The following is a 26,399-nucleotide window of genomic DNA, read 5'->3' as shown; positions in this document are numbered from 1 at the left end:
GCGCCTGAATATCCCGGCCGGTACTGCGGTGCGCTTCGAGCCAGGCCAGAGCCGCGAAGTCGAACTGGTCGACCTGGCCGGCCATCGCCGCGTATTCGGCTTTGCCGGACGGGTGATGGGCGAGCTGGATTAAGCACACCCACAAGGAAATGCGCTCACAAGCAGGAGCGGGCTTGCCCGCGATAGTGAGCGCAGCGAACGATTTCAAACCCAATTGAATATCAAGGCGAATCCATGAAAATCTCCCGCCAAGCCTATGCCGATATGTTCGGTCCCACCGTCGGCGACAAGGTGCGCCTGGCCGATACCGAGCTGTGGATCGAAGTGGAGCAGGACTTCACCAGCTACGGCGAGGAAGTGAAATTCGGCGGCGGCAAGGTGATCCGCGATGGCATGGGTCAGGGCCAGCTCTGCGCCGCCGATGTGGTCGATACCCTGATCACCAACGCGTTGATCATCGACCACTGGGGCATCGTCAAGGCCGACGTCGGCTTGAAAGACGGCCGTATCAAAGCCATCGGCAAGGCCGGCAACCCGGATATCCAGCCGGATGTGACCATCGCCATCGGCGCCGGCACCGAAGTGATCGCCGGCGAGGGCATGATCCTCACCGCCGGCGGCATCGACAGCCATATCCACTTTATCTGCCCACAGCAGATCGAGGAGGCGCTGATGAGCGGCGTCACCACCATGATCGGCGGCGGCACCGGACCTGCCACCGGCAGCAACGCCACCACCTGCACCCCCGGCCCCTGGCATATGGCGCGCATGCTGCAGGCCGCCGACGCCTTCGCGATGAACCTGGGCTTTACCGGCAAGGGCAACGCCAGCCTGCCGGAGCCGCTGATCGAGCAGGTCAAGGCCGGCGCCATCGGCCTCAAGCTGCACGAGGACTGGGGCACCACCCCGGCGGCGATCGATAACTGCCTGAGCGTGGCCGATCAGTTCGATGTGCAGGTGGCCATTCATACCGACACGCTGAACGAGTCCGGCTTCGTCGAAACCACCCTGGCCGCGTTCAAGGGCCGCACCATCCACACCTACCACACCGAAGGCGCCGGCGGCGGTCATGCGCCGGACATCATCAAGGCCTGCGGCTTCGCCAATGTGCTGCCGAGCTCGACCAACCCGACCCGGCCCTTTACCCGCAACACCATCGACGAACACCTGGACATGCTGATGGTCTGCCACCACCTCGATCCGAGCATCGCCGAGGACGTGGCGTTCGCCGAAAGCCGTATTCGCCGCGAGACCATCGCCGCCGAAGATATCCTGCATGACCTCGGTGCCTTCTCGATGATCAGCTCCGACAGCCAGGCCATGGGCCGGGTTGGCGAGGTGATCACCCGCACCTGGCAGACCGCCGACAAGATGAAGAAACAGCGCGGAGCACTAGCGGGTGACGGCCCAGGCAACGACAACTTCCGGGTCAAACGTTATATCGCCAAATACAGCATTAACCCGGCGATCACCCACGGCATCAGCCATGAAGTGGGCTCCATCGAAGTCGGCAAGTGGGCCGACCTGGTGCTCTGGCGCCCGGCGTTTTTCGGGGTTAAGCCCAGCCTTATTTTGAAAGGCGGGGCGATTGCCGCCAGCCTGATGGGCGACGCCAACGCCTCGATCCCCACCCCGCAGCCGGTGCACTACCGACCGATGTTCGCCAGCTACGGCGGCAGCCGGCACGCCACCAGCTTCACCTTTATCAGCCAGGCGGCCTTCGATGCCGGGGTGCCGGAGCAACTCGGCTTGCAGAAGAAGATTGGCGTGGTCAAAGGTTGCCGCGACGTTAAGAAGACCGACCTGATCCACAACGACTACCTGCCGACTATCGAAGTGGACGCGCAGAACTATCAGGTCAAGGCCGACGGCCAGTTGCTCTGGTGCGAGCCGGCGGATGTGCTGCCGATGGCCCAGCGCTACTTTCTATTCTGAAGCAGCTGTTCTGATCGGCCTGCCGGTGTTGGGTTGCTCCGCGCAGCGGCGAAGCCCAACGGCAGACAGCCAGGTTTCACCCTCAACGCAGCTGGCTGTCCTTGCTGCCGCGGCGGTTATAGCCGCTGAATTTGGCCTGTTCCTGGTCGTGCGCGGTCTGGCAGGCCACGCACAGGTGCACGCCGGGGATGGCCTTGCGCCGCGCTTCGGGAATAGCCGCGTCACATTCCTCGCAATGCCGCAGGCTTTCGCCGCTGGGCAGCTGGCTACGGGCGCGCTGGATGGCGTCCTCGATGCTGCTGTCGATCTGCTCCTGTACCGCGCCGTCATTTGCCCAACCACCGGCCATGGCAACCTCCCACTGCATATTCGCTGTTGTTGCAGGTATGGGCCAGCCCGCTGCCGTTTACAAGCGCGGCAGGACGGCCGCTGACGAGAGGCTATTCCTTCACGTTCATAAAGGCTTCGGCCCAGACGAAATACTCCTCTGGCAGGCTGTACTTCAGCGCCAGTTCGGAGGCGCTAAGGTCGCAGGCATCGACACCACGCTGTTCGCGCAGGCAGTCGTAGGTGGCCTTGATCGCCGCAAAGTAGGCCGCGTGACCGTTGACCACGATGCGCACGCCGAGCTTGGCCAGCCGTGCGTTGTCACGCAGCGACGGGTTGCCGTAGGTCACCAGCATCAGCGGCACGCTGAGGTGCGCGGCGATCTGTTCGAGGTGTTCGAAGTCGCGGACCCCGACCAGGCAGATGGCATCGGCACCGGCCGCCTGGTAGGCCTGGGTACGACGAATCACCTCGCTGGCCTCCAGCAAACCGGCATGGGTGCGGGCGATGATCGCCAGGTCTGGATCGACCCGCGCCTCCAGGGCTGCGCGGATTTTGCCGACGCCTTCGTCGATGCCGATCAGGTCGCTGGACTTACGCCCGAACTGTGCCGGCAGCAGGGTGTCCTCGATGGTCAACGCGGCAATCCCGGCGCGCTCCAGCTCGACCACGGTGCGCATCACATTCAGCGCATTGCCATAGCCATGGTCGGCATCGGCGATCACCGGCAGGCGGCTGACCCGACCGATGCGGGTGGCCTGCTCGACAAACTCGCTCAGGGTAATCAGGGCAAAGTCTGGCGCCGCCAAAACTTGTAGTGACGCTACAGAACCGCCGAGAATGCCGACCTCAAAACCCAGGTCAGCGGCAATTCGAGCGGCCATGGGGTCGAACACAGAAGCCGTGTGATAGCAGCTATTAGAAGCAAGAAGCGCACGAAATTGTGCGCGAAGGTCGTGATGCGAGGCTCTTCGCATGGGGTGCACCATCGTTTATGGTCGATTCTGAGCACGGGATTATGTAGCAAAACTACAAAATCCGTCATGTAGTAAAACTACATAATCGACCAACAACCTTGCACCCGCCTTTCAGTCCGCGAGCAACCAGCCCTAAAGCAACTCCGCCGGCAAGCGCGGCCCAAAGCCCGCGCCAGTTAAAAGTCCATAGGCCATCCACAGCATCACCCCGGCATACAGCGCACGCGGCAGCCAGGTGGCCAGCTGTTCGGTCAGGCTATCCAGCTTCTGGCTTTCCACCTCGGCGTAGTTGAGCAGGCTGGCTGGCAGGGTGCCGCTGGCCTCGCCGGTGCGGATCAGGCCAAGTGCCAGACCATGACCGGGGAAGTCGACAGGCGCCAACGCCTGAGCCAGGCCCTGGCCGCGCTGAATAGCCAGCTGCACGCTGCTGAAGCGTTTGCGCAGCGGCGCATGGCTGATTACCGCGCAGGCCTTGGGCAAGGCCTCAAGGATGGGCATGCCGGCCTCCAGCAGCAGCCCCAGGCTGTCGAAAAAGTCGCGTAGATTGCGCCGCAGCAGCGCCGGGCCGAGGATCGGCACACTCGCCAACAGACCATCGAGGGGCGACGCAGCCCCCGCCCGAGCGTGCTCACGGCGCCGATAAAGCCCACGGCCCAGCACATAGAGCGCCCCCAGCATCAGTAGCGGCCAGAGCACGCCCCATAGATAACCGGCGATGCTCAGCTGACCGCCGACCAACGCCGGCAGCGGTTGGATAAACAGCGCCAGCACCAGCACCGCCGCCGGCATCAGCAGGCGCGACTGCACGGCAGCGGCCTGTTGCGCGCGGTGGTTGTAGCGCTCGGCCAGGCGCTGGTAAACCGCCGCCAGGCAGCCGCTGGCCTGGGCGGCGCGCAGCAGGGTGCTGTCCAGCGCAGTAAATAAGCCACTGCGCAGCCCGGCACCGGCCATATCGCTACCGCCGATGATCTGCGCTTGCAGACTGGCCAGCGCAGCTTTGGCGCGCGTCGGTACTTGCACGCTAAGCAGCGCGCGCTCGACCGGCACGCCGGCTTTCTCCATGGCTGCCAGATGGCCGAACAACTGTGCGCGCGCAGCAAGATCCAGCAGGGTCGGACGTGATGTGGGCATAGCCGCCTCGGGAGTTGAGCACAACAGCATTGACGCCAGGTTAGCAACTCTTGCGCCGCGAGGTTGCGCGCCAATCGGCGCTCTGAGCGCCCTGAGCGTCCTGGCATGCCGCCGCAGGCCGCGCCTCCGCGGTCAGGTCACAACCATCTCGACAAGCGGCCAACGCAGCGCACAACACAGAACGTCATCTCACTATCATTCATCCACGGGCGCAGTTGCAGGCGCGGCAAGAATAGTCGGCCGGGTCATTGCACCTGCAGCGCTTGCGCCAATTCCTCTTCGCTCGCATGGACAAACCAGCGCCGGTGGATACGCTCCAGGCTGCCGTCGCGCTTCATCTCATTGAGAGCCTGCCGCCAACGCGACACCAGTGCCGGATTGGTATTCAGGGAAAAAGCGATATAAGTGCTATGGACCATCAGCGTGAATTGCTGTTCAACCTGCTCACGCTTCAGGCCTTGGCTGGCGAGCATCTCGTCGAGGGCCAGGTTGTTGGCCAGGATAAGTGCGACCCGCCCATGCTTGAACAGCCTCATCATGTGCTGCGGTGTCGGCACGCCGTATAGGGTTTTCAACCCCTTCTCGCGCAACACTTCATAGGAGTACCACTGCCGGGGCACGGCCAAGGTACCCACGCGTTCAACATCCGCGAGATTGCGGATACGCAGCCCTGAATCCTTGAGGCTGTAGAAGTTGGTTTGACCCGCCGCGACTGGGCCGACCCAGTGGAATTTATCTTCACGTTGCGGAGTGCGCACCGTGGCGAACAGGCCGACATCAACCTCGCGCTGGGCCTTTTGATAGCCGCGCGTCCAGGGCACCAGCTCAATAACCGCAGGTTGCCCAGTGCGCTGAATCAGCAGTTCGACCACCTCCACCGCCATACCCGTCAGTTTGCCATTGTCGATATAACTCAGCGGCCGGTATTCCTCGGTGTACAGGCGCAACGGTTCCGCCAGTGCCGAACCGCCAACGCAGCACGCCAATAAGCAGAGCCATGCACAGATTTTCGCCTTCAACCTCATCAGATACACCTACCTCCACAACCAAGCCCCAGGTTGCGCCTCGGCGCACGGCGCGCATATTAAGCAGGCGCAGCCCGTGCCGTCAGGCGCGCACGTCGGCCTAAGGCTGAGCGTTTAACTCCAGGGCGCGGGCGCGCTGCCAGTCGGCGAGCGTGTCACGCTCCACCTGCCACACCTCCAGCTGGATACTGACCGGCGCGGCCTGCAGCTCACCGCGCAGCGCCTGAACCGCCAGCTTGACAGCCTGGTAGCCGATGGCATGGGTTTGCTGGATAAACAGACTATGAATATCGCCCTGACGCAAAGCCTCAAGCAGCAACTGATCGCCATCGAAACCGATGTGCAGCAACTGGCCGGCCTTGCCCAGCCGGCGTAACGCGGCCAACGCGGCTCGCGAGCTGGTGCTATTGGGTGTGAACAGGCCATCGAGATGCTCCAGCTCCCGCTGCACGGCACGGACCACCGCCTGACTGTCGTCACCCACATAGCGGTCGACCAGAATCAGCAAGCCGCCCGCCTCGGCGGCCTGGCGAAAGCCGCGCTCACGCTCGCTGGTGGAGTGCACCCCAGGCTGCAAACGCAGCAGCGCCACCTGCCCCTGACCGCCCAACTTGGTCGCCATATATTGGCCAGCCAGCTGGCCGGCGCGGTAGTTATCGGTGCTGACCAAGCCACGCACCATGCTGCCCGTCAGGTCGCGATCAAAATAAATGGTGGCAATGCCGCGCGCCTCAAGCTCGCGCACCCGCTGCGCGATACGGGCCCCACTCGGAGCGATCACCAGCGCCTTGCAGCCATGCGCCTCAATCCAGTCGATCATCTGCAGCTGGCTTTCCACTCGACCTTCGCGGCTCGGGCCACGGAAATACACGTCGACGTCCATATCACGTCCAGCCTGCAGGCTACCCGCCTCAACCTCCTGCCAGAACGGCGTAGCCCCCGCCGCCACCACGCCGACGCACGCCCTGCTGGCCGCCTGAGTCGACCAGCCGGCAGACAGCGCGAACAGCAGGACAGCTAGCCTCAACGCTCGCAGACAGCACATCGGGACACTCCCACTACCATGGCTTGCCCTAGCCGAGTACACACAGCGCCAGAGGAACACTGCGGATAACTAATATCACTTTAGCATCAGTGTTTTACCCTCGCCGCCTGGAGCACTACCGATCATCCGCCAGAAACCCGTGGGTCAACCCAGTCCGTGTCAGCCACAGCTTTTATGGCCCACCGGCCCTGAGCGATCACCCTGCGGGGCGCGACCGCGCAAGGTTAAACGTGGCTCCGGCAATTCTTTTTCACACTCCAGGCGACAGCTGGGCTGGTAGCCACCGCCCAGGCAGGCGATGATTGCGTCACTTTCCTGCACATTGACTGACATGACCGATACCACGCAAAGCACTCAGGCCACCCACAAACCCCGTCCGCTGATCGATTTGCTGGTCAGTATCCTGATTCCCTCGCTGATTCTGATGAAACTCAGTGGCGAGAGCCGACTGGGCGCCGACGGCGCGCTGATACTGGCGCTGGCCTTCCCGCTGGGCTGGGGCAGTTTCGAGCTGCTCAAGTACCGCAAATTCAACTTTATCGCCCTGCTCGGCCTGGTCAGCGTGCTGCTTACCGGCGGTATCGGCCTGCTCAAGCTGGACAACCAGTGGCTGGCGATCAAGGAAGCGACAATCCCTGGGCTGATCGGCATCGCCGTGCTGCTATCGACCCGCACCCGTTTCCCGTTGATCCGCACCATGCTGTTCAACAAAAACGTACTGAATGTCGACAGGATTCATCAGCGCCTGGAGCAGGCTGGCAATACCGAGCAGTTCGAAGCGCGCCTGCTCAGAGCCACCTACTGGCTGAGTGGCACCTTCTTCTTCTCCTCGGCGATGAACTACGTGCTGGCCAAGTGGATCGTCATCAGCCCCGCCGGGAGCGAAGCCTTCAATGCCGAGCTGGGCCGGATGAACCTGCTCAGCTACCCGATGATTGCGATCCCGTCGATGATCATGCTGATGCTCATCTTCTATTACCTGTGGCGCACCATCCACGGTCTCACCGGCCTCAAACTGGAAGACGTGATGGCCAATGCCGAGCAGGAAAAACAGCCCTAGCAGGCCGTTTTTAACGCAGTATTGCCAACGCAGGTAGTTTTTCAACAGCCTGCTAAGCCACTCGGCCCGGCGCACACAGATGCTGACACTCTCCGCCTACCTGGGCCTGTTTATTTCGGCCCTGGGCGCCGCCACCCTGCTACCGCTGCAATCGGAAAGCGTGCTGGTGGCGCTGCTGCTCAGCGGCGCCTACTCGCCCTGGGCCCTGCTGGTGGTGGCCAGCGTCGGCAATATTCTCGGCGCGCTGCTCAACTGGCTGCTCGGCCGTTACCTCGAACACTTTCGCCATAAACCCTGGTTCCCGGTCAGCGATGCACGCCTGCAGCAAGCGCAACGCGGCTATGCCCGTTATGGCCGCTGGTCACTGCTGCTGAGCTGGGTGCCAATCATCGGCGACCCACTGACCCTGGTCGCAGGGGTGATGCGCGAACGCCTGTGGGTATTTCTGCTGATCGTCAGCCTGGCGAAAACCACCCGCTATGCTGTGCTCGCGGGGCTTGCCCTGGGCTGGATAACGTTCGTCGCGCCATAGGCCAATAAGCGCAGCATTCGCCGGGCGACTCGCATAGAATGCGCGGCCGTTTTTGCGCTCAGCACTCTCATGCTTCAGCTCTTTTGGGCTTGCGCGCCAAAAACCTCCCGGTATTTATTCAGGAACAGCGCGCCGCATGCCTTTCTCCACTCCCGCCCGCGCCTGCGGCATCGACTTCGGCACCTCCAACTCCACCGTCGGCTGGCTGCGCCCCGGCAGTGAGACGCTGATTGCACTGGAGGACGGCAAGATCACCCTGCCCTCGGTGGTGTTCTTCAACCTCGAAGAGCGCCGCCCGGTGTATGGCCGCCTGGCCCTGCAGGAATACCTGGAAGGCTACGAAGGCCGGCTGATGCGCTCGCTGAAGAGCCTGCTGGGCAGCAAGCTGCTGAAGAGTGAAACCACAGTGCTGGGCAGCGCCCTGCCGTTCAAGGACCTGCTCGGCTTCTTTATCGGCGAGCTGAAAAGCCGCGCGGAGAACACCGCCGGCCGGCCGTTCGAGGAAGTGGTGCTGGGCCGCCCGGTGTTTTTCGTCGACGATGACCCGGTGGCCGACCTGGAAGCGCAGAACACCCTGGTGGCCGTGGCGCACAAGCTCGGCTTCAAGGACGTGTCGTTCCAGTACGAGCCGATTGCCGCCGCCTTCGACTACGAGTCGGGCATCAGCCAGGAAGAGCTGGTGCTGATCGTCGATATCGGCGGCGGCACCTCGGACTTCTCCCTGGTGCGCCTGGCCCCGGAACGGCGCACTGTCGCCGACCGGCATAACGATATCCTCGCCACCGGCGGCGTGCATATCGGCGGTACCGACTTCGACAAGCAGCTCTCCCTGGCTGGCGTGATGCCGCTGTTTGGCTACGGCAGCCGGATGAAGAGCGACGCGCCGATGCCCACCAGCACCCACCTGAATCTGGCCACCTGGCACACCATCAACGCGGTGTACTCGGCGCAGTCACAGCGCCAGCTGCAAAGCATGCGCTACGACATAGTCGACCCCACCGGCATCGACCGTCTGTTCCAGCTGATCGAACGGCGCGACGGCCACTGGCTGGCCATGCAGGTGGAGGACAGCAAGATCGCCCTCACCGAGCAGGCTGCACGGCCCATCGACCTCAGCCGCCTGGAAGACGGCCTGGTCGCCGAGCTGAGCCGCGAGCTGTTTGAAGGCGCCATCGAGCCGCTGCTGCAGCGCGTGCGCGGCAGCGTCACCCAGCTGCTAAGTGATGCCGGCGTGAGCGTGGCGCAAGTCGATACGGTGTTCTTTACCGGCGGTTCCAGCGGCATCCCGGCCTTGCGCCAGAGCGTTGCGGCGATGCTGCCCAACGCGCGCCATGTCGAGGGCAACACCTTCGGCAGCATCGGCAGCGGCCTGGCCATCGAAGCGCAGAAGCGTTACGGCTAAGGGCCCCTGCCTGGAGCGAGCCACGCAGGTTGAGCCCTCGACGAGAAATGCACCTAGCGCTGAAACAGCGGGTAAGGGTTGATGGCGGTGCCTTTCCACCATTGCTTCTCGGGGCCCAGTAGAAAAACCGCGAAATGCAGGTGGGGGGCCAGCGGGTTGGCGTTGCCGGTTGCCCCGACGTAGCCGATCAGATCGCCACGCTTGATCACCTGGCCTTCCACCAGGCCCGCCGCATAGCCGTCCAAGTGAGAGTAGTAGTACGCAAAGGTGGCGCTCGCATCGAACTGGTAAAGCGTCAGCCCACCCGGTTTGCTGTCGAACAGCTTGACCAATATGCCGTCATCGACAGCGAACACCGGCGTCTTCAGCGGCGCCATGATGTCAATCGCCTCATGGCGCCGCTCGGTGCCGCGCATATCGTGGAAGGTATCCTGCAGTTGCGTCGAGGCAATGCCCGCCACCGGAATCAGCAAATCGCCGGGATGTGCCGGCAATGCTTCAGCGGGGATGTCCGCACTATCACCCGACTCAAGCGGGTCAGCCACAGGCGACAGCTCAGGGGCAATAGCTTCCGAGGTAATCGGCTGTTGCACCAGGGGCTCATCTGCCGGCATCGCCCCTTCATTATTGCTGGCAGGAATATGGAGAGGCATGGCGTCCTCCACAGCTGCCAGCAGCGCAGGCGGTAAAGGCTCGGCCCTATACTGCACGGGTTCGACCGCGCTGGCGACAAGCGCCACGGGCGAGGTCAGGCGCTCGCCCTGCAGTACATAAAAAAGGCCGGCAACGCCCACTAGGGCACCCACCACAAATATCAGAATACTCTTCATAGACCGTCTGCTTACTCTTGCAAAAGGGCAGGCAGCCCAGGCGAAACCGAGTACCCCATGGCCTCGGCGTTCCAGTTGGTCAGGCGGATGCACCCGTTCGACTCAGTCTTGCCGATCTTTGACGGCTCCGGGGTACCGTGAACACCGTAATGCGGCTTGGACAGGGCAACCCAGGCTACGCCGACAGGATTGTTCGGACCCGCTGCGACAGTCGCCTTGGCATGGGCAGGGTCGGCGGCCCAGAACAGCTTGGGGCTGTATTTGAACTCGGGGTTTCGCGCCACGCCGAGAATCTTCCACTCGCCGAGTGGCAGCGGATCGTGCTCGCTACCGGTGGAGGCGGGAAACTGCGCGATAACGCTATCCGCAGCATCGTAGAGGGTGACGGTTGAGTCAGACTTGTCGACCACCACCCGTGCGGCTTTGGCCAGGGACGCTGCCGAGGCCAGGTTGGGCACCACGATCTCCTCGCCGGCACGACCCAGGTCCTTGCCCGGATTAAGCTCTGCCAGTAGCGCAGGGCTGGTGTGGAATTTTTCACCGAGCGCTTCCGCCACGTTGCGATAACCCAGGGCAGCGAGCTTGGCCTTTTCCATCATGTCGGCAGGAATCTCGACAAATGGGCCGGCGACATCGGCCTCGGTCAGCGTATAGCTCACCAGCACCGGCTCAACGTCAGTGTTCAGCGCCGCCCAGGTGGGTTCGTCCATGGCACCACTGGCGGGCAGGCCGTTGTTTTTCTGAAAACCACTAATGGCGATACGGGTATTCGTGCCGAAATTGGCATCCACCTCGCCAGGAAAGAAGCGCGCGCGATCCAGCAGAATCTGTACCCGCAGCACCGTCACATTGCGCTGTTTGGGACCGACTTCGCCGCGCAGGCTGGCATCATTCGCATACTCGGCGGTGAGCGGCAACGCAGCGGTTGCGGCCTCGGCAACGGCGGCGGTCGCGAAGGCGAAAGAGCTGGTGGCGCTATACAGGGCCAGGGCAACGGCGCAGGAAAGAGTGAGTGTTTTCAAGATGCAATCCTCGAACAAGCAGGGCGGGGTTCAGCGTGTTCGAGTAGGCTCACACTGGCGTATTAGGGCGTTGAAAACAGGGCAACCATTCAGGCTAATCAGCCTGTATGTGAGGGTGAGGAAAGGGGCCGTAGTAGCCGGGACAGTAGCTTGGAGCAGGTCGGCGGGCAGGAGTTCCGCCGAATACTGGCAAATTGCCCTGTTCTGCGCCGGCTCTGGCGTCAGGGCCGAGGGCAATGGCCTTCACCAGCACGGCGCAGCCAAGCAAGGCCGGCGCTTGAGCGCTGACCTGGGTAGAGGGTTCCCAGGGCGTGTTGTCGGCTCAAGCCTTTCGCCAGCCTGGCGAACAGCGCTTTGGCATCCAGCATCGGATAGAAAAGCGCCCCTAAGACTGAGCCGCTCCGATTAGCGCGGTACGGCCGGCTTCTTCACTGGCTTCTTGCCTTTGCCTTTAGCGGCATCGGCGCGCTCCTTGGCCGCCTGCTGGTTGCGCGCCTGCGCGGCCGCCTTGGCCTGCTCACGCTTGTCCCAGGGGTTGCCGCCCGCCGCGCCGGTATCACGCGGCGGCAAGCCGGTGTGCTGGGTCAGCAGCGGCTTGCTCTTGGTGGTGTCCTTGGCGACCTTGTGGCTGCCGGCCGGCGTCGAGTTCTTGCGGCGCGCGCTCTGGTAGCTGTCGGTGGCGGGTTGATACAGCGGGATCAGCTGGTGCTTGCCCGGCCCGATCAGGTCGGCGCGACCCATGCGGGTCAGCGCCTCACGCAGCATCGGCCAGCCTTTGGGGTCGTGATAACGCAGGAAGGCCTTGTGCAGGCGGCGCTGCTCCTCGCTCTTGACGATGGTCACGCCGTCACTCTTGTAGCTGACCTTGCGCAGCGGGTTCTTGCCCGAGTGGTACATGGCCGTGGCGGTGGCCATTGGCGAGGGGTAGAAGGCCTGCACCTGGTCGGCGCGAAAGCCGTTGCCCTTGAGCCACAGCGCCAGGTTCATCATGTCTTCGTCGGTGGTGCCTGGGTGCGCAGCGATAAAGTACGGGATCAGGTACTGCTCTTTACCCGCCTCTTTCGAGTACTTCTCGAACATGCGCTTGAACTTGTCGTAGCTGCCGATGCCCGGCTTCATCATCTGATTCAGCGGGCCTTCCTCGGTGTGCTCCGGGGCGATCTTCAGGTAGCCACCGACGTGGTGGGTGACCAGTTCCTTGACATACTCTGGCGACTCCACCGCCAAGTCATAGCGCAGGCCCGAGGCGATCAGAATCTTCTTCACCCCTGGCAGGGCACGGGCACTGCGATAGAGCTGGATCAGCGAGGAATGGTCGGTGTTCAGGTTCGGGCAAATGCCGGGGAACACGCAGGACGGCTTGCGGCACGCGGACTCGATTTCCGGGCTCTTGCAGGCAATGCGGTACATATTGGCGGTCGGCCCGCCGAGGTCGGAAATCACCCCGGTAAAGCCTGGCACCTTGTCGCGGATCTCTTCGATCTCGCGAATGATCGACTCTTCCGAACGGTTCTGGATAATCCGCCCCTCATGTTCCGTAATGGAGCAGAAGGTACAGCCGCCGAAACAGCCACGCATGATGTTGACCGAGAAACGGATCATCTCGTAGGCCGGGATCTTCTCCTTGCCGTAGGCCGGGTGCGGGACGCGCGCATAGGGCATACCGAACACGTAGTCCATCTCTTCGGTGGTCATGGGAATGGGTGGCGGGTTGAACCACACATCCACCTCGCCGTGCTTCTGCACCAGGGCGCGGGCGTTGCCCGGGTTGGTTTCCAGGTGCAACACGCGGTTGGCGTGGGCGTAGAGCACCGGGTCGTTGCGCACCTTCTCCATGGACGGCAGACGGATCACCGTCTTGTCGCGGGTCATCCGTGGGCTGGCGAGAATCTCTACGACCTTGGCTTCGTTCGGGTCCTCGACCGGCCCCTTCTCCTGCTCGATGGCGCAGGCTTGGGTGTCCTGGGTATTCACGTAGGGGTTGATGATCTTGTCGACCTTGCCCGGCCGGTCGATGCGGGTGGAGTCCACTTCGTACCAGCCTTGCGGCGTGTCACGACGGATAAACGCGGTGCCGCGCACGTCGGTGATGTCTTCGATCTTGTGACCATAGGACAGGCGCTGGGCCACTTCGACTATGGCGCGTTCGGCGTTACCGTACAGCAGGATATCGGCGCTGGCGTCGATCAGGATCGAGTTGCGCACGCGGTCCTGCCAGTAGTCGTAGTGGGCGATGCGCCGTAGCGAGGCTTCGATGCCGCCGAGCACGATCGGCACGTTTTTATAGGCTTCTTTGCAGCGCTGGCTGTACACCAGGCTGGCACGATCCGGGCGCTTGCCGGCCTGGCCGCCGGGGGTGTAGGCATCGTCGGAGCGGATTTTCTTATCGGCGGTATAGCGGTTGATCATCGAATCCATATTGCCGGCCGCGACGCCGAAGAACAGGTTCGGCTCGCCGAGCCGCATAAAGTCGTCTTTCGACTGCCAGTTCGGCTGGGCGATGATGCCGACGCGAAAGCCCTGCGATTCCAGCAGGCGGCCGATGATCGCCATGCCGAAGGAGGGATGGTCAACATAGGCATCGCCGGTGACGATGATGATGTCGCAGCTGTCCCAGCCAAGCTGATCCATCTCTTCCCGGCTCATCGGCAGGAAAGGCGCCGGCCCGAAACACTCGGCCCAGTACTTTGGATAATCGAATAACGGCTTGGCGGCTTGCATGGGCATGGAGAGTGACCGGCGTTGGCGAACAGGATGGAAAATCGCGGGCGCGGAATATAGCACAAAATTTAACCAAATCCGACTTCAACCCTGGGTTTAACCGCTGAAATGGCCCGTTGAGATTGTAGCTGTGCGGTAGTGGCTTACGGCTATACTCCAGCCCATAACATCGGTCGCTGACAGCCGAGGCAAGGGGTAACCGTGGTGCAACGCTTAGCCTTCTCGATCCTTCTCACGCTGAGCCTGGCACTTGCGAGTGGCCTGGCGCAGGCCGCTATCGAGCTGACGGCCGCCAGCAGCGGCGCCTCACTGAATGAGCAGATCGAGCTGCTCGAAGATATCGGCGGGCAACTGACTATTGCCGATATGGCCGACCCGGCCGTGCAACGCCGCTTTCAACCTGCAGCAGGGCGAGCCACCGTAGGCCAAAGCCGCAACCCCTGGTGGGTCAAGGTCACCCTGCAACGCAGCGCAGATGCCCCGTCCCAGTGGTGGCTGGAAAATGCCGGCATCACCATTTTCAACCTGCAGCTTTATCTGCCAGATGGCCAAGGCGGCTGGACGGTTCGCGAAACCGGCGAAGCGGTGCCTTATCTAGATGGCCGCGACTATGCCTACCGGCGCATGGTGTTCAAGTTGCCGGAAATCGGCGAGCAGCCGCTGACCCTCTACTTCCGTAGCCTGGACCCCGCAGGCAACTCCTTCCCGCTGAAAATCTGGCAACTGCCTGACTTAGCCGAGCTGGCAGGCAACGAGAACATTGGCTTTGGCCTGATCTACGGGGTAATCCTCGCCCTACTTTTATACAACCTGTTTATTCTGTTTGCCCTGCGTGACCGCGCCTATTTCTGGTATGTGATGGCGACCGCCTGCGTGCTGGTGTTTATCCTCAGCATGAGCGGCCATGGTGCTCAATATCTCTGGCCGAACAACCCCGTGCCCTTCTGGCTGGACCGCATCACCCTGCCTGCCCTGTGGGGCATATTTGTCATGCGTTTCACCCAGGAACTGCTCTATACCCAACGGGGCCTGATCTGGCCGCATCGCCTACTGAATGCTGGCTGCGCACTCTACGTCATTGCGATCGTGATTAACGCCTTCGGCTATCGGGCAGAAGGGGCCTTGATGATCGCGCTGACACCCGCCGTCACCGTACCCACCGCCCTGTTCAGCGCCGGCCTACGCTGTTATCAGGGCTTTGTCCCCTCACGCTTTTATCTACTCGGCTATGGCGCCGTACTCGTCAGTACCGTGGTGCTGGTCATGCGGGCGGCAGGCCTGATTGAACCCAGCAACTTCACCGCCTACCTGTTTCCGATTTCAGTCGCCGCCGAAACCATCCTGTTCTCCTTCGCCCTGGCGTATCGCATCCAAACGCTCAAGCAAGAAAAAGCCGAGGCCCTGCGCCAGGCCGACCGCGAAAAAACTGCGCGCCTGGCCCAGGTACAAGCCAATGCTGCCGAGTTGCAGCACTCGGTTGAGCTGCGCACCGCCGAGCTGGCCGCCACCAATGAGCGCCTGCGCCAGCGTGAACAGGCCTTGCAGCACGCCGCCTTCCATGACTCGCTGACCGAGCTGCCCAACCGGCGCTTTCTGGTCGAACGCTGTGAAGCGGCGCTGGCCAATGCCCGCCGGCACAGTGAAGCCACCGCCCTGCTGCTGATCGACCTCGACCATTTCAAGCCAATCAACGACAAATACGGCCACGACGCCGGCGACCTGATGCTGCAAAGCATCGCCCAGCGCCTGCGCGAGCATGTGCGCTCGGGGGATGCGGTGGCGCGTCTGGGTGGTGATGAGTTTGCCGTGCTGATCTGCGGTGAAGATGCCGAACAGCATGCCCGCGATATCGCCCGCCGCCTGCTCGATGAGCTGGCCAAACCAGTGGCCTACGGCGCTGAGCGCCTGATCGTGACCATCAGCATCGGCGTGGCACTGTACCCACAGCATGCCAGCAACTTCACTACGCTGTACAAGGCGGCGGATGAAATGCTCTACAAGGTCAAAAGCCGCGGCCGTTCGGGCTCGGCCGTTTGCGGTGAAAACGGTGAGCTGAGCAGCAGCACCCGCCTGCAACTGGATGTACTGAATGTGCCCAGCGGCTTGAGCTGATGGCTTAAAGGCGCGCCGAATTTTTCGTCAGGCCAGAGCCTGGCAGGCAACGCCTGTAAAGCATTACCCAGCCGCGCCTATACTCGCGGCCTAACGCCACTCGACATCGGGAAGTCCGCAGTGCAGCGCCTCACCTTAACCGTCCTCCTATTGCTGAGTCTGTTTAGCCCCCTGGCTGTTGCCAGCCCGGTACTGCTGAGCGCGCCAAGCAGCGGCAGCGTGCTCAATGGCCAGATCGAACTGCTGGAAGATGTCGGTGGCCAGCTGAGCATTGCCGACATGCCCGACCCTGCCGTGCAAAGCCGCTTTCAGGCGGCCGCCGGGCGCACCAGCGTCGGCCAGAGCCGCAACCCCTGGTGGATCAAACTCAGCCTGCAACGCGCCAGTGACGCACCCGCGCAGTGGTGGCTGGAAGTTGGTGCAGTGACCCTGCTCGACCTGCAAATCTTTCTGCCCAGCGCCTCGGGCCAATGGCAACTGCGCCAAGCCGGTGAGCGCGTGGGCTTTGCCAAAGGCCGCGACCACGATTATCGCCGCGCGGTCTTCAGCCTGCCGCCACTGGGCGAGCAGCCGCAAACCATTTACCTGCGCACCTATGACCCAGCCGGCAACTCCTTCCCGTTGCGCATCTGGCAGCTGCACGACCTCGAACAACTGGCCAAGCGTGAGCATCTGGTGCTCGGCTTGATCTACGGGGTGATCCTCGCCCTGCTGCTGTACAACCTGTTTATCCTGCTGGCCCTGCGCGACCCGGCCTACCTCTGGTATGTGCTGACCATGGCGGCTTCCCTGGTATTTATCGCCAGCATGAGCGGGCATGGCTTCCAGTATCTCTGGCCCGCTGGCCCGGTGCCCGCCTGGCTGGATCGCATCACCCTGCCGATTCTGGTCAGCCTGGGCATCCTGCGCTTTGCCCAGGCGCTGCTGTCCACCCGCACCACCCTGCGCATTGCCCACCACATCCTCAATGGCTGCATCGCGGTCTACCTGCTGGCCCTGGCGGTCAACCTGGCCGGCTATCGCAGTGAAACCGGCCTGCTGATCGGGCTGATCCCGATTGTTACCGTGCCCACCCTGCTGCTCAGCGCAATCATCCGCTGGAAACAGGGTTTTACTCCGGCGCTGTTCTACCTGCTGGGCTATGGCAGCGTGCTGCTGAGTTTTGTGATTCTGGTGCTGCGTGCCGCCGGCGTGGTGCAACCGGGCGAGTCCACCGCGTACCTGTTCCCGCTGGCGGTGGCGGCCGAAGCCATCCTGTTCTCCTTCGCCTTGGCCTACCGCATCCAGATTCTCAAGCAGGAAAAAGCCGACGCGATCCTCCAGGCCGACCGCGAAAAAACCGCACGCTTGACCCAGGCCCAGGCCAATGCCGCCGAACTGCAACACTCGGTTGACCTGCGCACCGCAGAACTGGCCGCCACCAATGAACGCCTGCGCCAGCGTGAACAGGCGCTGCAGCACGCAGCTTTCCACGACCCACTGACCGAGCTGCCAAACCGCCGCTACCTGGTCGAGCGCTGCGAAACCGCCCTGGCCAATGCCAGGCGGCACAGCGAAGCGATTGCCCTGCTGCTGATTGACCTCGACCACTTCAAGCCGATCAACGACAAACACGGCCACGATGCCGGTGACCTGATGCTGCAAGCCATCGCCCTGCGCCTGCGCGAGCATGTGCGCGCAGGCGATGCGGTGGCGCGTCTGGGTGGCGATGAGTTTGCCGTACTGGTGTGTGGCGCCGATGCCGAAGAACACGCCCGGGAAATCGCTACCCGCCTGCTCGCCGAGTTGGCCAAGCCGGTGATGTACGGCGCCGAACGGCTGACCGTGACCATCAGCATCGGCGTGGCGCTGTACCCGCAACACGCCGGCACCTTTACCACGCTCTATAAGGCTGCCGACGAGATGCTCTACCGGGTCAAGACCCGCGGCCGCTCCGGCCTGGCGGTGTGCGGTGAAGATGGCGAGCTAAGCAGCAGTGCGCGCCTGCACCTGGATGTGCTCAGCGTGCCCAGCGGCCTGCTCTGACTCAGCTGCTGCGATAGCGCCGTGGCACCCGCGCAGTGACCTTGCTGAGCAGTTCATAGCCGATGCTGCCGGCGGCCTGCGCCACCTCATCCACGGGCAACTGCGCGCCCCACAGCTCGACTGTATCGCCCACTGCCGCAGCGGGAAGATCGGTGAGGTCGACCGTCAGCATATCCATCGACACCCGCCCGACCAGCGCCACCCGCTGGCCACGCACGACAACCGGCGTGCCTGCCGGCGCATGCCGTGGGTAGCCATCGGCATAACCACAACTCACCGTACCGATCCGCGACGGCCGCTCGGCGCGCCAGCTGCCGCCATAGCCAACCGTTTCACCCACTGCTACATCGCGGCAGGCAATCAGCTGCGCGGTCAGCCCCATGGCCGGGCGCAGGCCTAATTCAGCAACGCCCAGATCGGCAAAGGGCGTCGCGCCGTAGAGCATGATGCCCGGACGCAGCCAATCCATATGCGCGGCTGGGATAGTCAGAATCGCCGCCGAGTTGGCCAATGAGCGCTGGGCAAAATCCATATCCAGCAGATCGAGAAACTGCTCCAGCTGCAGCTCGGTCATTTCGCTGCCGCGCTCATCGGCGCAGGCGAAGTGACTGATCAGGTTCAGCTCGGCCACCTGCGCCGCGCCCTGCAAACGGCCGTGCCACTCACGCAGCGCCACAGCGCTGAAACCGAGGCGGTGCATGCCGCTGTCCAGCTTCAGCCACAGATTCAGCGGCCGCGCGAGGTTGGCGGCGAGCAACTGCTGCGCCTGTTGCTCGCTGTGCAGCACCACATCCAGGCCCAGTTGCACGGCGAAGTGGTACTCGTCCGCCTCGAAGCAGCCTTCAAGCAACAAAATCCGCGCCGTTCCGTGCAGCGCACGCACCTCGGCGGCTTCCTCCAGGCTGGCCACGGCAAAGCCGTCGGCGACATCGTGCAGCGCCGTCACCACCTCACGCACGCCATGCCCGTAGGCATTCGCCTTGACCACCGCAAATGCCTGACGCCCCGGCGCGCAGCGTTTGGCCACCGCGTAGTTATGGGCAATGGCGGACAGATCGATAGTGGCAACAAGCGGGCGCATGGGCGGTATGTCCTAAAACAAAACGGGCGGCCAGTTTACCCACTGGCCGCCCGTTTTTATTGATCTAACGCTGCAACCAGGTGCGTTGCACGCGAGATCGTTATTCGTCGTCGAACTGATAGCTACCCGGCGCCAGATTCTCGAAGCGCGAGAACTTGCCGAGAAACGCCAGCCGCGCCGTACCCAATGGGCCATTACGCTGCTTGCCGATAATGATCTCGGCCACGCCCTTGTACTCGGTCTCGGGGTGATACACCTCGTCGCGGTAAACGAACATGATGATGTCGGCGTCCTGCTCGATGGCCCCGGACTCACGCAGGTCGGAGTTGATCGGGCGCTTGTTAGGGCGCTGTTCCAGGCCACGGTTAAGCTGCGACAGGGCGATCACCGGGCAGTTGAATTCCTTGGCCAGGGCTTTGAGCGAGCGGGAAATTTCGGAAATCTCGTTCACTCGGCTGTCGCCGCTGGAGCCGGGAATCTGCATCAGCTGCAGGTAGTCGACCATGATCAGGCCAATCTCGCCGTGTTCACGGGCCAGGCGACGGGTACGCGCGCGCATTTCCGAGGGCGAGATACCGGCGGTGTCGTCGATAAACAGCTTGCGGTCATTCAGCAGGTTGACCGCGCTGGTCAGGCGCGGCCAATCGTCGTCATCCAGGCGGCCGGCCCGCACCTTGGTCTGGTCGATACGCCCCAGCGAGGCCAGCATACGCATCACGATGGAGTCGGAAGGCATCTCCAGGGAGTAGACCATCACCACCTTGTCGCTGCGCATCAGCGCGTTTTCCACCAGGTTCATGGCGAAGGTGGTCTTACCCATCGACGGCCGGCCGGCGACGATGATCAGGTCGGCCGGCTGCAGGCCGCTGGTCAGGTCGTCCAGGTCGGTAAAGCCGGTGGACAGACCGGTGATCGCGTCACCGGCATTGAACAGGGTGTCGATACGGTCGATGGCCTTGACCAGGATATCGTTGATCCCCACCGGACCACCGGTCTTCGGCCGCGCCTCGGCAATCTGGAAGATCAGCCGCTCGGCCTCATCGAGAATCTCGGCACCGGTACGGCCCTGCGGCATATAGGCGCTGTCGGCGATTTCCCCACTGATGCCGATCAACTGGCGCAGCGTGGCACGCTCACGAATGATCTGTGCATAGGCCTTGATGTTGGCCACCGACGGCGTGTTCTTCGCCAGCTCGCCGAGATAGGCCAGACCGCCGACTTGCGACAGCTGCCCTTCCTGGTCCAGCTGCTCGGACACGGTGACCACGTCGAAGGGGTGGTTACGCTCGGCCAGCTTGAAGATTGCACGGAAGATCAGGCGGTGGTCGTGTCGATAGAAGTCGCCATCGGACACCGCATCGAGCACCCGCTCCCAAGCATTGTTGTCGAGCATCAGGCCGCCCAGCACGGCTTGCTCCGCCTCGATCGAGTGCGGCGGCACCTTCAGGGCAGAGGTTTGCAGGTCGTACTGTTCGGGCAGGCTGATGTCGTTCATAAGACTCTGGGCAAAATTCGGTGTTCACAAAACAAAAGGCACGACACCGCTTGCGCAGTGTCGTGCCAGATTGTTAGCGGCCAGGCACCTGAGTGCAAGCCCACTTAGTCGCGAGCCTATTAGGCTGCTACTACGACAACCTTAACGGTTGCTTCAACGTCGCTGTGCAGGTGCACGGCTACGTCGTATTCGCCGAGTTGACGAATGGTGCCGTTCGGCAGACGCACTTCAGCTTTAGCCACTTCAACGCCAGAGGCGGTCAGGGCTTCAGCGATGTCGTGAGTACCGATGGAGCCGAACAGTTTGCCTTCATCGCCCGCGGTAGCGGTGATGGTGACTTCCAGTTCAGCCAACTGAGCAGCGCGGGATTCAGCGTACGCTTTCTTCTCGGCAGCCAGTTTTTCCAGCTCGGCGCGACGCGCTTCGAACGCAGCAACGTTTGCGGCGGTAGCAGCGGTAGCTTTGCCTTGCGGCAGCAGGAAGTTACGACCGTAACCGGCCTTAACATTCACTTTATCGCCCAGGTTGCCCAGGTTGGCGATTTTTTCCAGCAGGATCAGTTCCATTTGGTAATAACCTCTTAACTTTTAACCTTCACCGTTCGCGGGGCCCGAGCCTTGTTTGCGCTCAAAGCGACCACGAAAATCAAGCAGACTGTCGACAATGGCCAAAACCACCAGTAACGGATAAGTCAGCTGCATAAACAGCAACAACGTGATGTACAACCCGACCAGCCAGAACTTACCTAGCCGACCTTGCGCCACCAGCCCATGCAACAGGGCGATGCCCGCAAACGCCAACGGCACACTGCACAACGGCGTCAACATGGCCATTTGCGGACCCAGATTGGGCCCCAACAGCATGCCAACCAGCAGCAACATCGCCAGCGGAGTCGGGAGGCGTAGCGCGCGAAACTCGCGACCAAAACCACCCGGGTTATACAACTGCGCCTGCCAGAAGCGCCCAAGCATCAGGCTCAACAGGCTGACTATCTGTAACAACGCCGCGATCAATCCGGTCAGTACCGGTGCAATCAGGCTATCCAGACGCGCTCGCTCATCCACCGACATCTGTTGGTGAACCCCATCGAGCATTTGCGGCATCAGCTTTTGCAGCTCAAGCGCCATTGCCTCGATGGGTTCGCGGAACACCGCACCCAAGACCAGCCCATACACCAGGCCCAATGCCACGCTGCACAGCAGCACACGATTCCAGGACGGGTTGGCGCGTAACAACAACGCCAACCCCAGCGCACCGAGCAACACCAACAGGGTGCGCGGCTCACCGAAATACCACCAGCCAATAGCCGGCAGCAGGGCCCAGGTGAGGATGCCAATGGCATCACGCCAACCGCGCCGCAGAAGCACCAGGCTTCCAGCGGCAGCACTTAACCAGAACAACAGCGGCAATGCCGCAGAAATCACCACTACGAGAGTGGCCTGCATACGGCCGCGCATAATGAATTCAGCTAAGGCGCGCATGCGATCTATCCCTTACTACTTGTCGAACATCCGGTATCAGCGGCCGTGGCTGTCGGTGTAAGGCAGCAGGGCCAGGAAGCGGGCGCGCTTGATAGCGGTAGCCAGCTGACGCTGATAACGAGCCTTAGTACCGGTGATACGGCTAGGAACGATCTTGCCGGTTTCCGAGATGTAAGCTTTCAGCGTGTTGAGATCTTTGAAATCGATCTCTTTCACTTCTTCTGCGGTGAAACGGCAGAATTTACGACGACGGAAGAAACGTGCCATGAGAGTGGCTCCTCAATAGATCCGTGGATTACTCGTCAGCGTTGTCGCTGTCGTTGCTGTCGCTGTCATCGCCATCAACAGAATCGGCGTTGTCAGGACGGTCACGACGCTCACGGCGCTCACTGCGGTTTTCTTCGGCCTTGAGCATCTCGGACTGGTCAGTAACGGCCTCGTCGCGACGGATGACCAGGTTACGGATCACGGCATCGTTGTAACGGAAGTTGTCTTCCAGCTCAGCCAGGGCCTTACCGGTGCACTCAACGTTGAGCATCACGTAGTGAGCTTTGTGGACGTTGTTGATGGCATAAGCCAGCTGACGACGGCCCCAATCTTCCAGGCGGTGAATCTTGCCGCCGTCTTCTTCGATCAGCTTGGTGTAACGCTCAACCATGCCGCCGACTTGCTCGCTCTGGTCCGGGTGAACCAGAAAGATGATTTCGTAATGACGCATAAATGCTCCTTACGGGTTGTAGCCTGCCGCCAAATGCGGTCAGGCAAGGAGTGAATTTCACTTGTTTGTCTTGCTGAAACAGAAAGGCGCAGAAGCGCCTGCCGTCGCGGCAAGGGGCGACATTCTAGTGAAGCCCCCCGCTACACGCAAGGTGAACTGGTGATTATTTGAACAACCCAGACTAAGCCTTAGTCTTGCCGCCAGCCTTGCGCTGACGCAACGCCTCAAACAGGCATACACCGGTCGCAACCGACACATTGAGGCTGCTGACGCTGCCCGCCATCGGCAGCTTGACCAGGTAATCGCAATGCTCGCGAGTCAGGCGGCGCATGCCTTTGCCTTCGGCACCCATGATCAACACGGTCGGCCCGGTCAGGTCATGCTCGTAGAGCTCCATCTCAGCTTCACCGGCGGTACCGACAACCCACAAGCCGCGCTGCTGGAGCTTCTCCAGGCTGCGCGCCAGATTGGTCACCGCCACCAGCGGAATCACTTCCGCCGCACCGCAGGCGACTTTGCGCACAGTGGCGTTAAGCGTAGCGGATTTGTCCTTCGGCACGATCACCGCCAGCGCCCCGGCCGCATCGGCGGTACGCAGACAGGCGCCGAGGTTATGCGGATCGGTCACACCGTCGAGCACCAGCAACAAGGGCGCACCCTCGGTACGGTCAAGCAGCTCGTCGAGCATCGCCTCACCCCAAACCTGGCTGGGGCTGACATCCGCCACCACGCCCTGATGCACACCGCCCTCGACCCAGGCATCCATCTCACGGCGCTCACACTGGCCAACCGCCACCCGCGCATCCGCCGCCAGCGCCAGCAGCACTTGCACCCGCGGGTCATTACGCCCCTCGGCCAGCCAGATCTGCTTGACCCGCTTGGGGTGATGACGCAACAGCGCCTCTACGGCATGCACACCGTAGATTTTTTCTAGCTGACTCATGACTTCGCCTTACGCTTGCGCGGCCCACCGGAGGCCGGCGCACCACCCGCAGGTGCCCCCTTGCGATGCGCACCCGACTTGCCGGCGGGCTTGGCCGACTCAGTCTTGGCCGAACCTTTGCCGGCTTTGCTCTTCGAATCACTGAGCAGCGACTTTTTCAGCGCACGGCTCTTCTCTACATCGGTATTACCTGGCGCGGCACGCTCGCCGCGACGCCCGGTTTTACCCGCCGCCGATTCAAAACCACCACGGCGCTGACCGGCCGGCATAGCCGTTTTGCCTTCAGCCAACTCGAAATCGATCTTGCGCTCGTCCAGATCGACGCGCATGACCTTGACCTCAACGCTATCGCCCAGACGGAAGCTGCGCCCACTGCGCTCGCCCGCCAGACGGTGATGCACGGGGTCGAAGTGGTAGTAATCACCCGGCAAGGCGGTGACATGTACCAGACCTTCGACGTAGATGTCCTTCAGCTCGACGAACAGACCAAAGCCGGTCACCGCGGTGATCACCCCCGGGAAGGTTTCGCCGACGCGATCCTTCATAAACTCGCATTTGAGCCAGTTCACCACATCGCGGGTCGCCTCGTCGGCGCGACGCTCGGACATCGAGCACTGCTCGCCGAGCTGCTCGAGAATCGCATCGTCGTACGGGTAGATCCGCGCCCGCGGCATGATCGTCGCACCGGCACGCTTGACATGCGGAGTGTCGAGTTTGGAGCGAACCACGCTGCGAATCGCCCGATGGATCAACAGATCCGGATAGCGACGAATCGGCGAAGTGAAGTGCGCGTACGCCTCGTAATTCAGACCGAAGTGCCCCTGATTGTCGGCGCTGTACACCGCCTGACTGAGCGAGCGCAGCATCACGGTCTGGATCAGGTGGTAGTCCGGGCGCTCGCGGATGCTTTCCAGCAGCAGTTGGTAGTCCTTGGGCGACGGACCGTCCTTGGACTTACCACGGTGCAACGACAAGCCCAGCTCGGTGAGGAACGCCTTGAGTTTTTCCACACGCTCCGGCGGCGGGCAATCATGCACGCGATACAGCGCCGGAATTTCATGCTTCTGCATAAAGGCTGCGGTAGCCACGTTGGCGGCCAGCATGCACTCTTCGATCAACTTGTGCGCATCGTTGCGCTGGGTTGGGCGAATCTCGGCAATCTTGCGTCCAGCCCCGAAGATGATCCGGGTTTCCTGGGTTTCGAAGTCGATGGCGCCGCGCTCATGGCGCGCCGCCAACAGCACCTGATACAGCGAATACAGCTGCTTGAGGTGCGGCAGCACTTCTTTGTACTCGCCGCGCAGGGCCTTACCTTCGCTGCCTTTCGGCTGCTCGAGCATGGCACTGACCTTGTTGTAGGTCAGGCGTGCATGGGAATGGATCACCGCCTCGTAGAACTGGTAATCGGTCATCTTGCCGGTTTTCGAGATACTGATCTCGCAGACCATGGCCAGACGATCGACGTGCGGGTTCAGCGAGCACAGGCCGTTGGACAACTCTTCCGGCAGCATCGGGATAACCCGCTCCGGGAAGTACACCGAGTTGCCACGCACCTGAGCCTCGGCGTCCAGCGCCGAATCGATCTTCACGTAATGGGATACGTCGGCGATGGCGACGTAGAGCTTCCACCCGCCGGAGAACAGCCGCCAGTTGCTGCCGTTTTTCTCGCAGTACACGGCGTCATCGAAGTCGCGGGCGTCTTCGCCATCGATGGTAACGAACGGCAGGTGGCGCAGGTCGATGCGCTTCTCCTTGTCCTTCTCCTCGACTTCCGGCTTGAGCTTGTGCGCTTCCTTAACCACCGCGCCCGGCCAGACGTGGGGAATATCGTAGCTGCGCAGGGCAACATCGATTTCCATACCCGGCGCCATATAGTTACCGACGACTTCGACCACATCGCCCTGGGGCTGGAAGCGGGTGGTCGGCCAGTGGGTGATTTTCACTTCAACGAACTGACCCTGCTTGGCGCCAGCGTTACGCCCTGGCGTCACCAATACTTCCTGCTGGATCTTCGGGTTGTCGGCAACCACAAAGCCGACACCGCTTTCTTCGTAATAACGGCCAACGATGCTTTCGTGGGCGCGGTGAATCACTTCCACCACGGCACCTTCACGACGGCCACGCCGGTCGAGGCCGGAAACCCGCGCCAACGCACGGTCGCCATCGAACACCAGGCGCATTTGCGCAGGACTCAGGAACAGATCATCACTGCCGTCATCCGGCACCAGAAAGCCAAAGCCATCGCGGTGCCCGCTGACACGACCGAGAATCAGGTCGAGTTTGTCGACCGGGGCATAGGTGCCACGACGGGTATAGATCAGCTGACCATCGCGCTCCATGGCGCGTAGACGGCGACGCAGCGCTTCGAGCTGCTCTTCCGTGGCCATGCCAAACTCATCGGCCAGCTCTTCACGGCTCGCCGGAGAGCCACGGTCAGACAAGTGCTGCAGGATCAGCTCACGACTTGGAATGGGGTTTTCGTATTTTTCCGCTTCACGAGCGGCCTCGGGATCGAGGGATTGCCAATCGGCCATTAG

23 protein-coding genes are annotated in these 26,399 nt (G+C 62.2%); 7 read left to right on the top strand and 16 right to left on the bottom strand.

Annotated elements, in window-relative coordinates:
* Both WA145_RS07755 and ureC read left to right on the top strand, forming a co-directional pair.
* A partial coding sequence (locus WA145_RS07755; RefSeq protein WP_422581017.1) for an urease subunit beta occupies nt 1-133 on the top strand: 133 nt, incomplete at its 5' end.
* 101 nt (nt 134-234) lie between these two features.
* Complete coding sequence (gene ureC, locus WA145_RS07750) at nt 235-1,935, top strand: urease subunit alpha (RefSeq protein WP_422581013.1); 1,701 nt, start codon at nt 235-237, stop codon at nt 1,933-1,935.
* 82 nt (nt 1,936-2,017) lie between these two features.
* Here the strand turns inward: ureC and WA145_RS07745 are convergent, their stop codons facing one another.
* The 5 genes from WA145_RS07745 to WA145_RS07725 all read right to left on the bottom strand — a co-directional run bounded on the left by WA145_RS07745 (nt 2,018) and on the right by WA145_RS07725 (nt 6,440).
* A complete protein-coding gene (locus WA145_RS07745; protein WP_422581016.1) occupies nt 2,018-2,284 on the bottom strand; it encodes a DksA/TraR family C4-type zinc finger protein in 267 nt (88 codons plus the stop codon).
* A gap of 91 nt (nt 2,285-2,375) precedes the next feature.
* Nucleotides 2,376-3,239 carry an isocitrate lyase/PEP mutase family protein gene (locus WA145_RS07740; RefSeq protein ID WP_422581012.1) on the bottom strand — a complete coding sequence of 288 codons (864 nt, stop codon included), beginning with the start codon at nt 3,237-3,239 and terminating at the stop codon, nt 2,376-2,378.
* A 132-nt stretch (nt 3,240-3,371) separates the two neighbouring features.
* Nucleotides 3,372-4,370: a type II secretion system F family protein gene (locus WA145_RS07735; protein ID WP_422581011.1), complete on the bottom strand. Its 999-nt coding sequence runs from the start codon at nt 4,368-4,370 to the stop codon at nt 3,372-3,374.
* Nucleotides 4,371-4,615: 245 nt separating this feature from the next.
* A complete protein-coding gene (locus WA145_RS07730; RefSeq protein ID WP_422581010.1) occupies nt 4,616-5,317 on the bottom strand; it encodes a substrate-binding periplasmic protein in 702 nt (233 codons plus the stop codon).
* A gap of 178 nt (nt 5,318-5,495) precedes the next feature.
* Nucleotides 5,496-6,440, bottom strand: a complete 945-nt coding sequence (locus WA145_RS07725; RefSeq protein WP_422581009.1) for a substrate-binding domain-containing protein — start codon at nt 6,438-6,440, stop codon at nt 5,496-5,498.
* Between the two features lie 331 nt (nt 6,441-6,771).
* Between WA145_RS07725 and WA145_RS07720 the strand changes: the two genes are divergently transcribed.
* The 3 genes from WA145_RS07720 to WA145_RS07710 all read left to right on the top strand — a co-directional run bounded on the left by WA145_RS07720 (nt 6,772) and on the right by WA145_RS07710 (nt 9,434).
* The gene (locus WA145_RS07720; RefSeq protein WP_422581008.1) at nt 6,772-7,500 is read left to right on the top strand and encodes a VC0807 family protein; all 729 of its coding nucleotides are present in this window, start codon (nt 6,772-6,774) and stop codon (nt 7,498-7,500) included.
* A gap of 79 nt (nt 7,501-7,579) precedes the next feature.
* A complete protein-coding gene (locus WA145_RS07715; RefSeq protein ID WP_422581007.1) occupies nt 7,580-8,032 on the top strand; it encodes a YqaA family protein in 453 nt (150 codons plus the stop codon).
* Nucleotides 8,033-8,168: 136 nt separating this feature from the next.
* Entirely contained in the window at nt 8,169-9,434 is a 1,266-nt protein-coding gene (locus WA145_RS07710; RefSeq protein ID WP_422581006.1) for an Hsp70 family protein, read from the top strand.
* Between the two features lie 53 nt (nt 9,435-9,487).
* Here the strand turns inward: WA145_RS07710 and WA145_RS07705 are convergent, their stop codons facing one another.
* From WA145_RS07705 to WA145_RS07695, 3 genes are all read right to left on the bottom strand, one after another.
* Nucleotides 9,488-10,264 carry a M23 family metallopeptidase gene (locus WA145_RS07705; protein WP_422581005.1) on the bottom strand — a complete coding sequence of 259 codons (777 nt, stop codon included), beginning with the start codon at nt 10,262-10,264 and terminating at the stop codon, nt 9,488-9,490.
* Nucleotides 10,265-10,275: 11 nt separating this feature from the next.
* Nucleotides 10,276-11,286 (bottom strand): L,D-transpeptidase family protein, encoded by a 1,011-nt coding sequence (locus WA145_RS07700; protein ID WP_422581004.1) that lies wholly within the window; start codon nt 11,284-11,286, stop codon nt 10,276-10,278.
* A 405-nt stretch (nt 11,287-11,691) separates the two neighbouring features.
* Nucleotides 11,692-14,007 carry a YgiQ family radical SAM protein gene (locus WA145_RS07695; RefSeq protein WP_422581015.1) on the bottom strand — a complete coding sequence of 772 codons (2,316 nt, stop codon included), beginning with the start codon at nt 14,005-14,007 and terminating at the stop codon, nt 11,692-11,694.
* Between the two features lie 201 nt (nt 14,008-14,208).
* Between WA145_RS07695 and WA145_RS07690 the strand changes: the two genes are divergently transcribed.
* Entirely contained in the window at nt 14,209-16,119 is a 1,911-nt protein-coding gene (locus WA145_RS07690; RefSeq protein ID WP_422581003.1) for a diguanylate cyclase domain-containing protein, read from the top strand.
* A gap of 120 nt (nt 16,120-16,239) precedes the next feature.
* A complete protein-coding gene (locus tag WA145_RS07685) occupies nt 16,240-18,144 on the top strand; it encodes a diguanylate cyclase (protein WP_422581002.1) in 1,905 nt (634 codons plus the stop codon).
* Between the two features lies 1 nt (nt 18,145).
* Here WA145_RS07685 and alr read toward each other — a convergent pair whose 3' ends face one another.
* The 8 genes from alr to rnr form a co-directional block, all read right to left on the bottom strand.
* Nucleotides 18,146-19,225 carry an alanine racemase gene (alr, locus tag WA145_RS07680; RefSeq protein WP_422581001.1) on the bottom strand — a complete coding sequence of 360 codons (1,080 nt, stop codon included), beginning with the start codon at nt 19,223-19,225 and terminating at the stop codon, nt 18,146-18,148.
* 100 nt (nt 19,226-19,325) lie between these two features.
* Entirely contained in the window at nt 19,326-20,720 is a 1,395-nt protein-coding gene (gene dnaB / locus WA145_RS07675) for a replicative DNA helicase (protein ID WP_304869401.1), read from the bottom strand.
* Between the two features lie 119 nt (nt 20,721-20,839).
* Nucleotides 20,840-21,286, bottom strand: coding sequence for a 50S ribosomal protein L9 (rplI, locus tag WA145_RS07670; RefSeq protein WP_275960565.1), 447 nt, complete (start codon nt 21,284-21,286; stop codon nt 20,840-20,842).
* A gap of 21 nt (nt 21,287-21,307) precedes the next feature.
* Nucleotides 21,308-22,201, bottom strand: a complete 894-nt coding sequence (locus tag WA145_RS07665) for a hypothetical protein (protein WP_422581000.1) — start codon at nt 22,199-22,201, stop codon at nt 21,308-21,310.
* 36 nt (nt 22,202-22,237) lie between these two features.
* Nucleotides 22,238-22,468, bottom strand: a complete 231-nt coding sequence (gene rpsR / locus WA145_RS07660) for a 30S ribosomal protein S18 (protein WP_069519637.1) — start codon at nt 22,466-22,468, stop codon at nt 22,238-22,240.
* 28 nt (nt 22,469-22,496) lie between these two features.
* The gene (rpsF, locus tag WA145_RS07655) at nt 22,497-22,919 is read right to left on the bottom strand and encodes a 30S ribosomal protein S6 (protein ID WP_422580999.1); all 423 of its coding nucleotides are present in this window, start codon (nt 22,917-22,919) and stop codon (nt 22,497-22,499) included.
* 181 nt (nt 22,920-23,100) lie between these two features.
* Nucleotides 23,101-23,862: a 23S rRNA (guanosine(2251)-2'-O)-methyltransferase RlmB gene (gene rlmB / locus WA145_RS07650; RefSeq protein ID WP_422580998.1), complete on the bottom strand. Its 762-nt coding sequence runs from the start codon at nt 23,860-23,862 to the stop codon at nt 23,101-23,103.
* A complete protein-coding gene (rnr, locus tag WA145_RS07645; protein WP_422580997.1) occupies nt 23,859-26,396 on the bottom strand; it encodes a ribonuclease R in 2,538 nt (845 codons plus the stop codon). The genes rlmB and rnr overlap by 4 nt, the downstream gene beginning before the upstream one ends.
* Between the last annotated feature and the right edge of the window lie 3 nt (nt 26,397-26,399).

Origin of the sequence: Pseudomonas sp., assembly GCF_049301935.1 — a bacterium.
Lineage (GTDB): Bacteria > Pseudomonadota > Gammaproteobacteria > Pseudomonadales > Pseudomonadaceae > Aquipseudomonas.
Note: the sequence above shows the minus strand (reverse complement) of the source record. Positions and strands in the feature narration are given on the sequence as shown.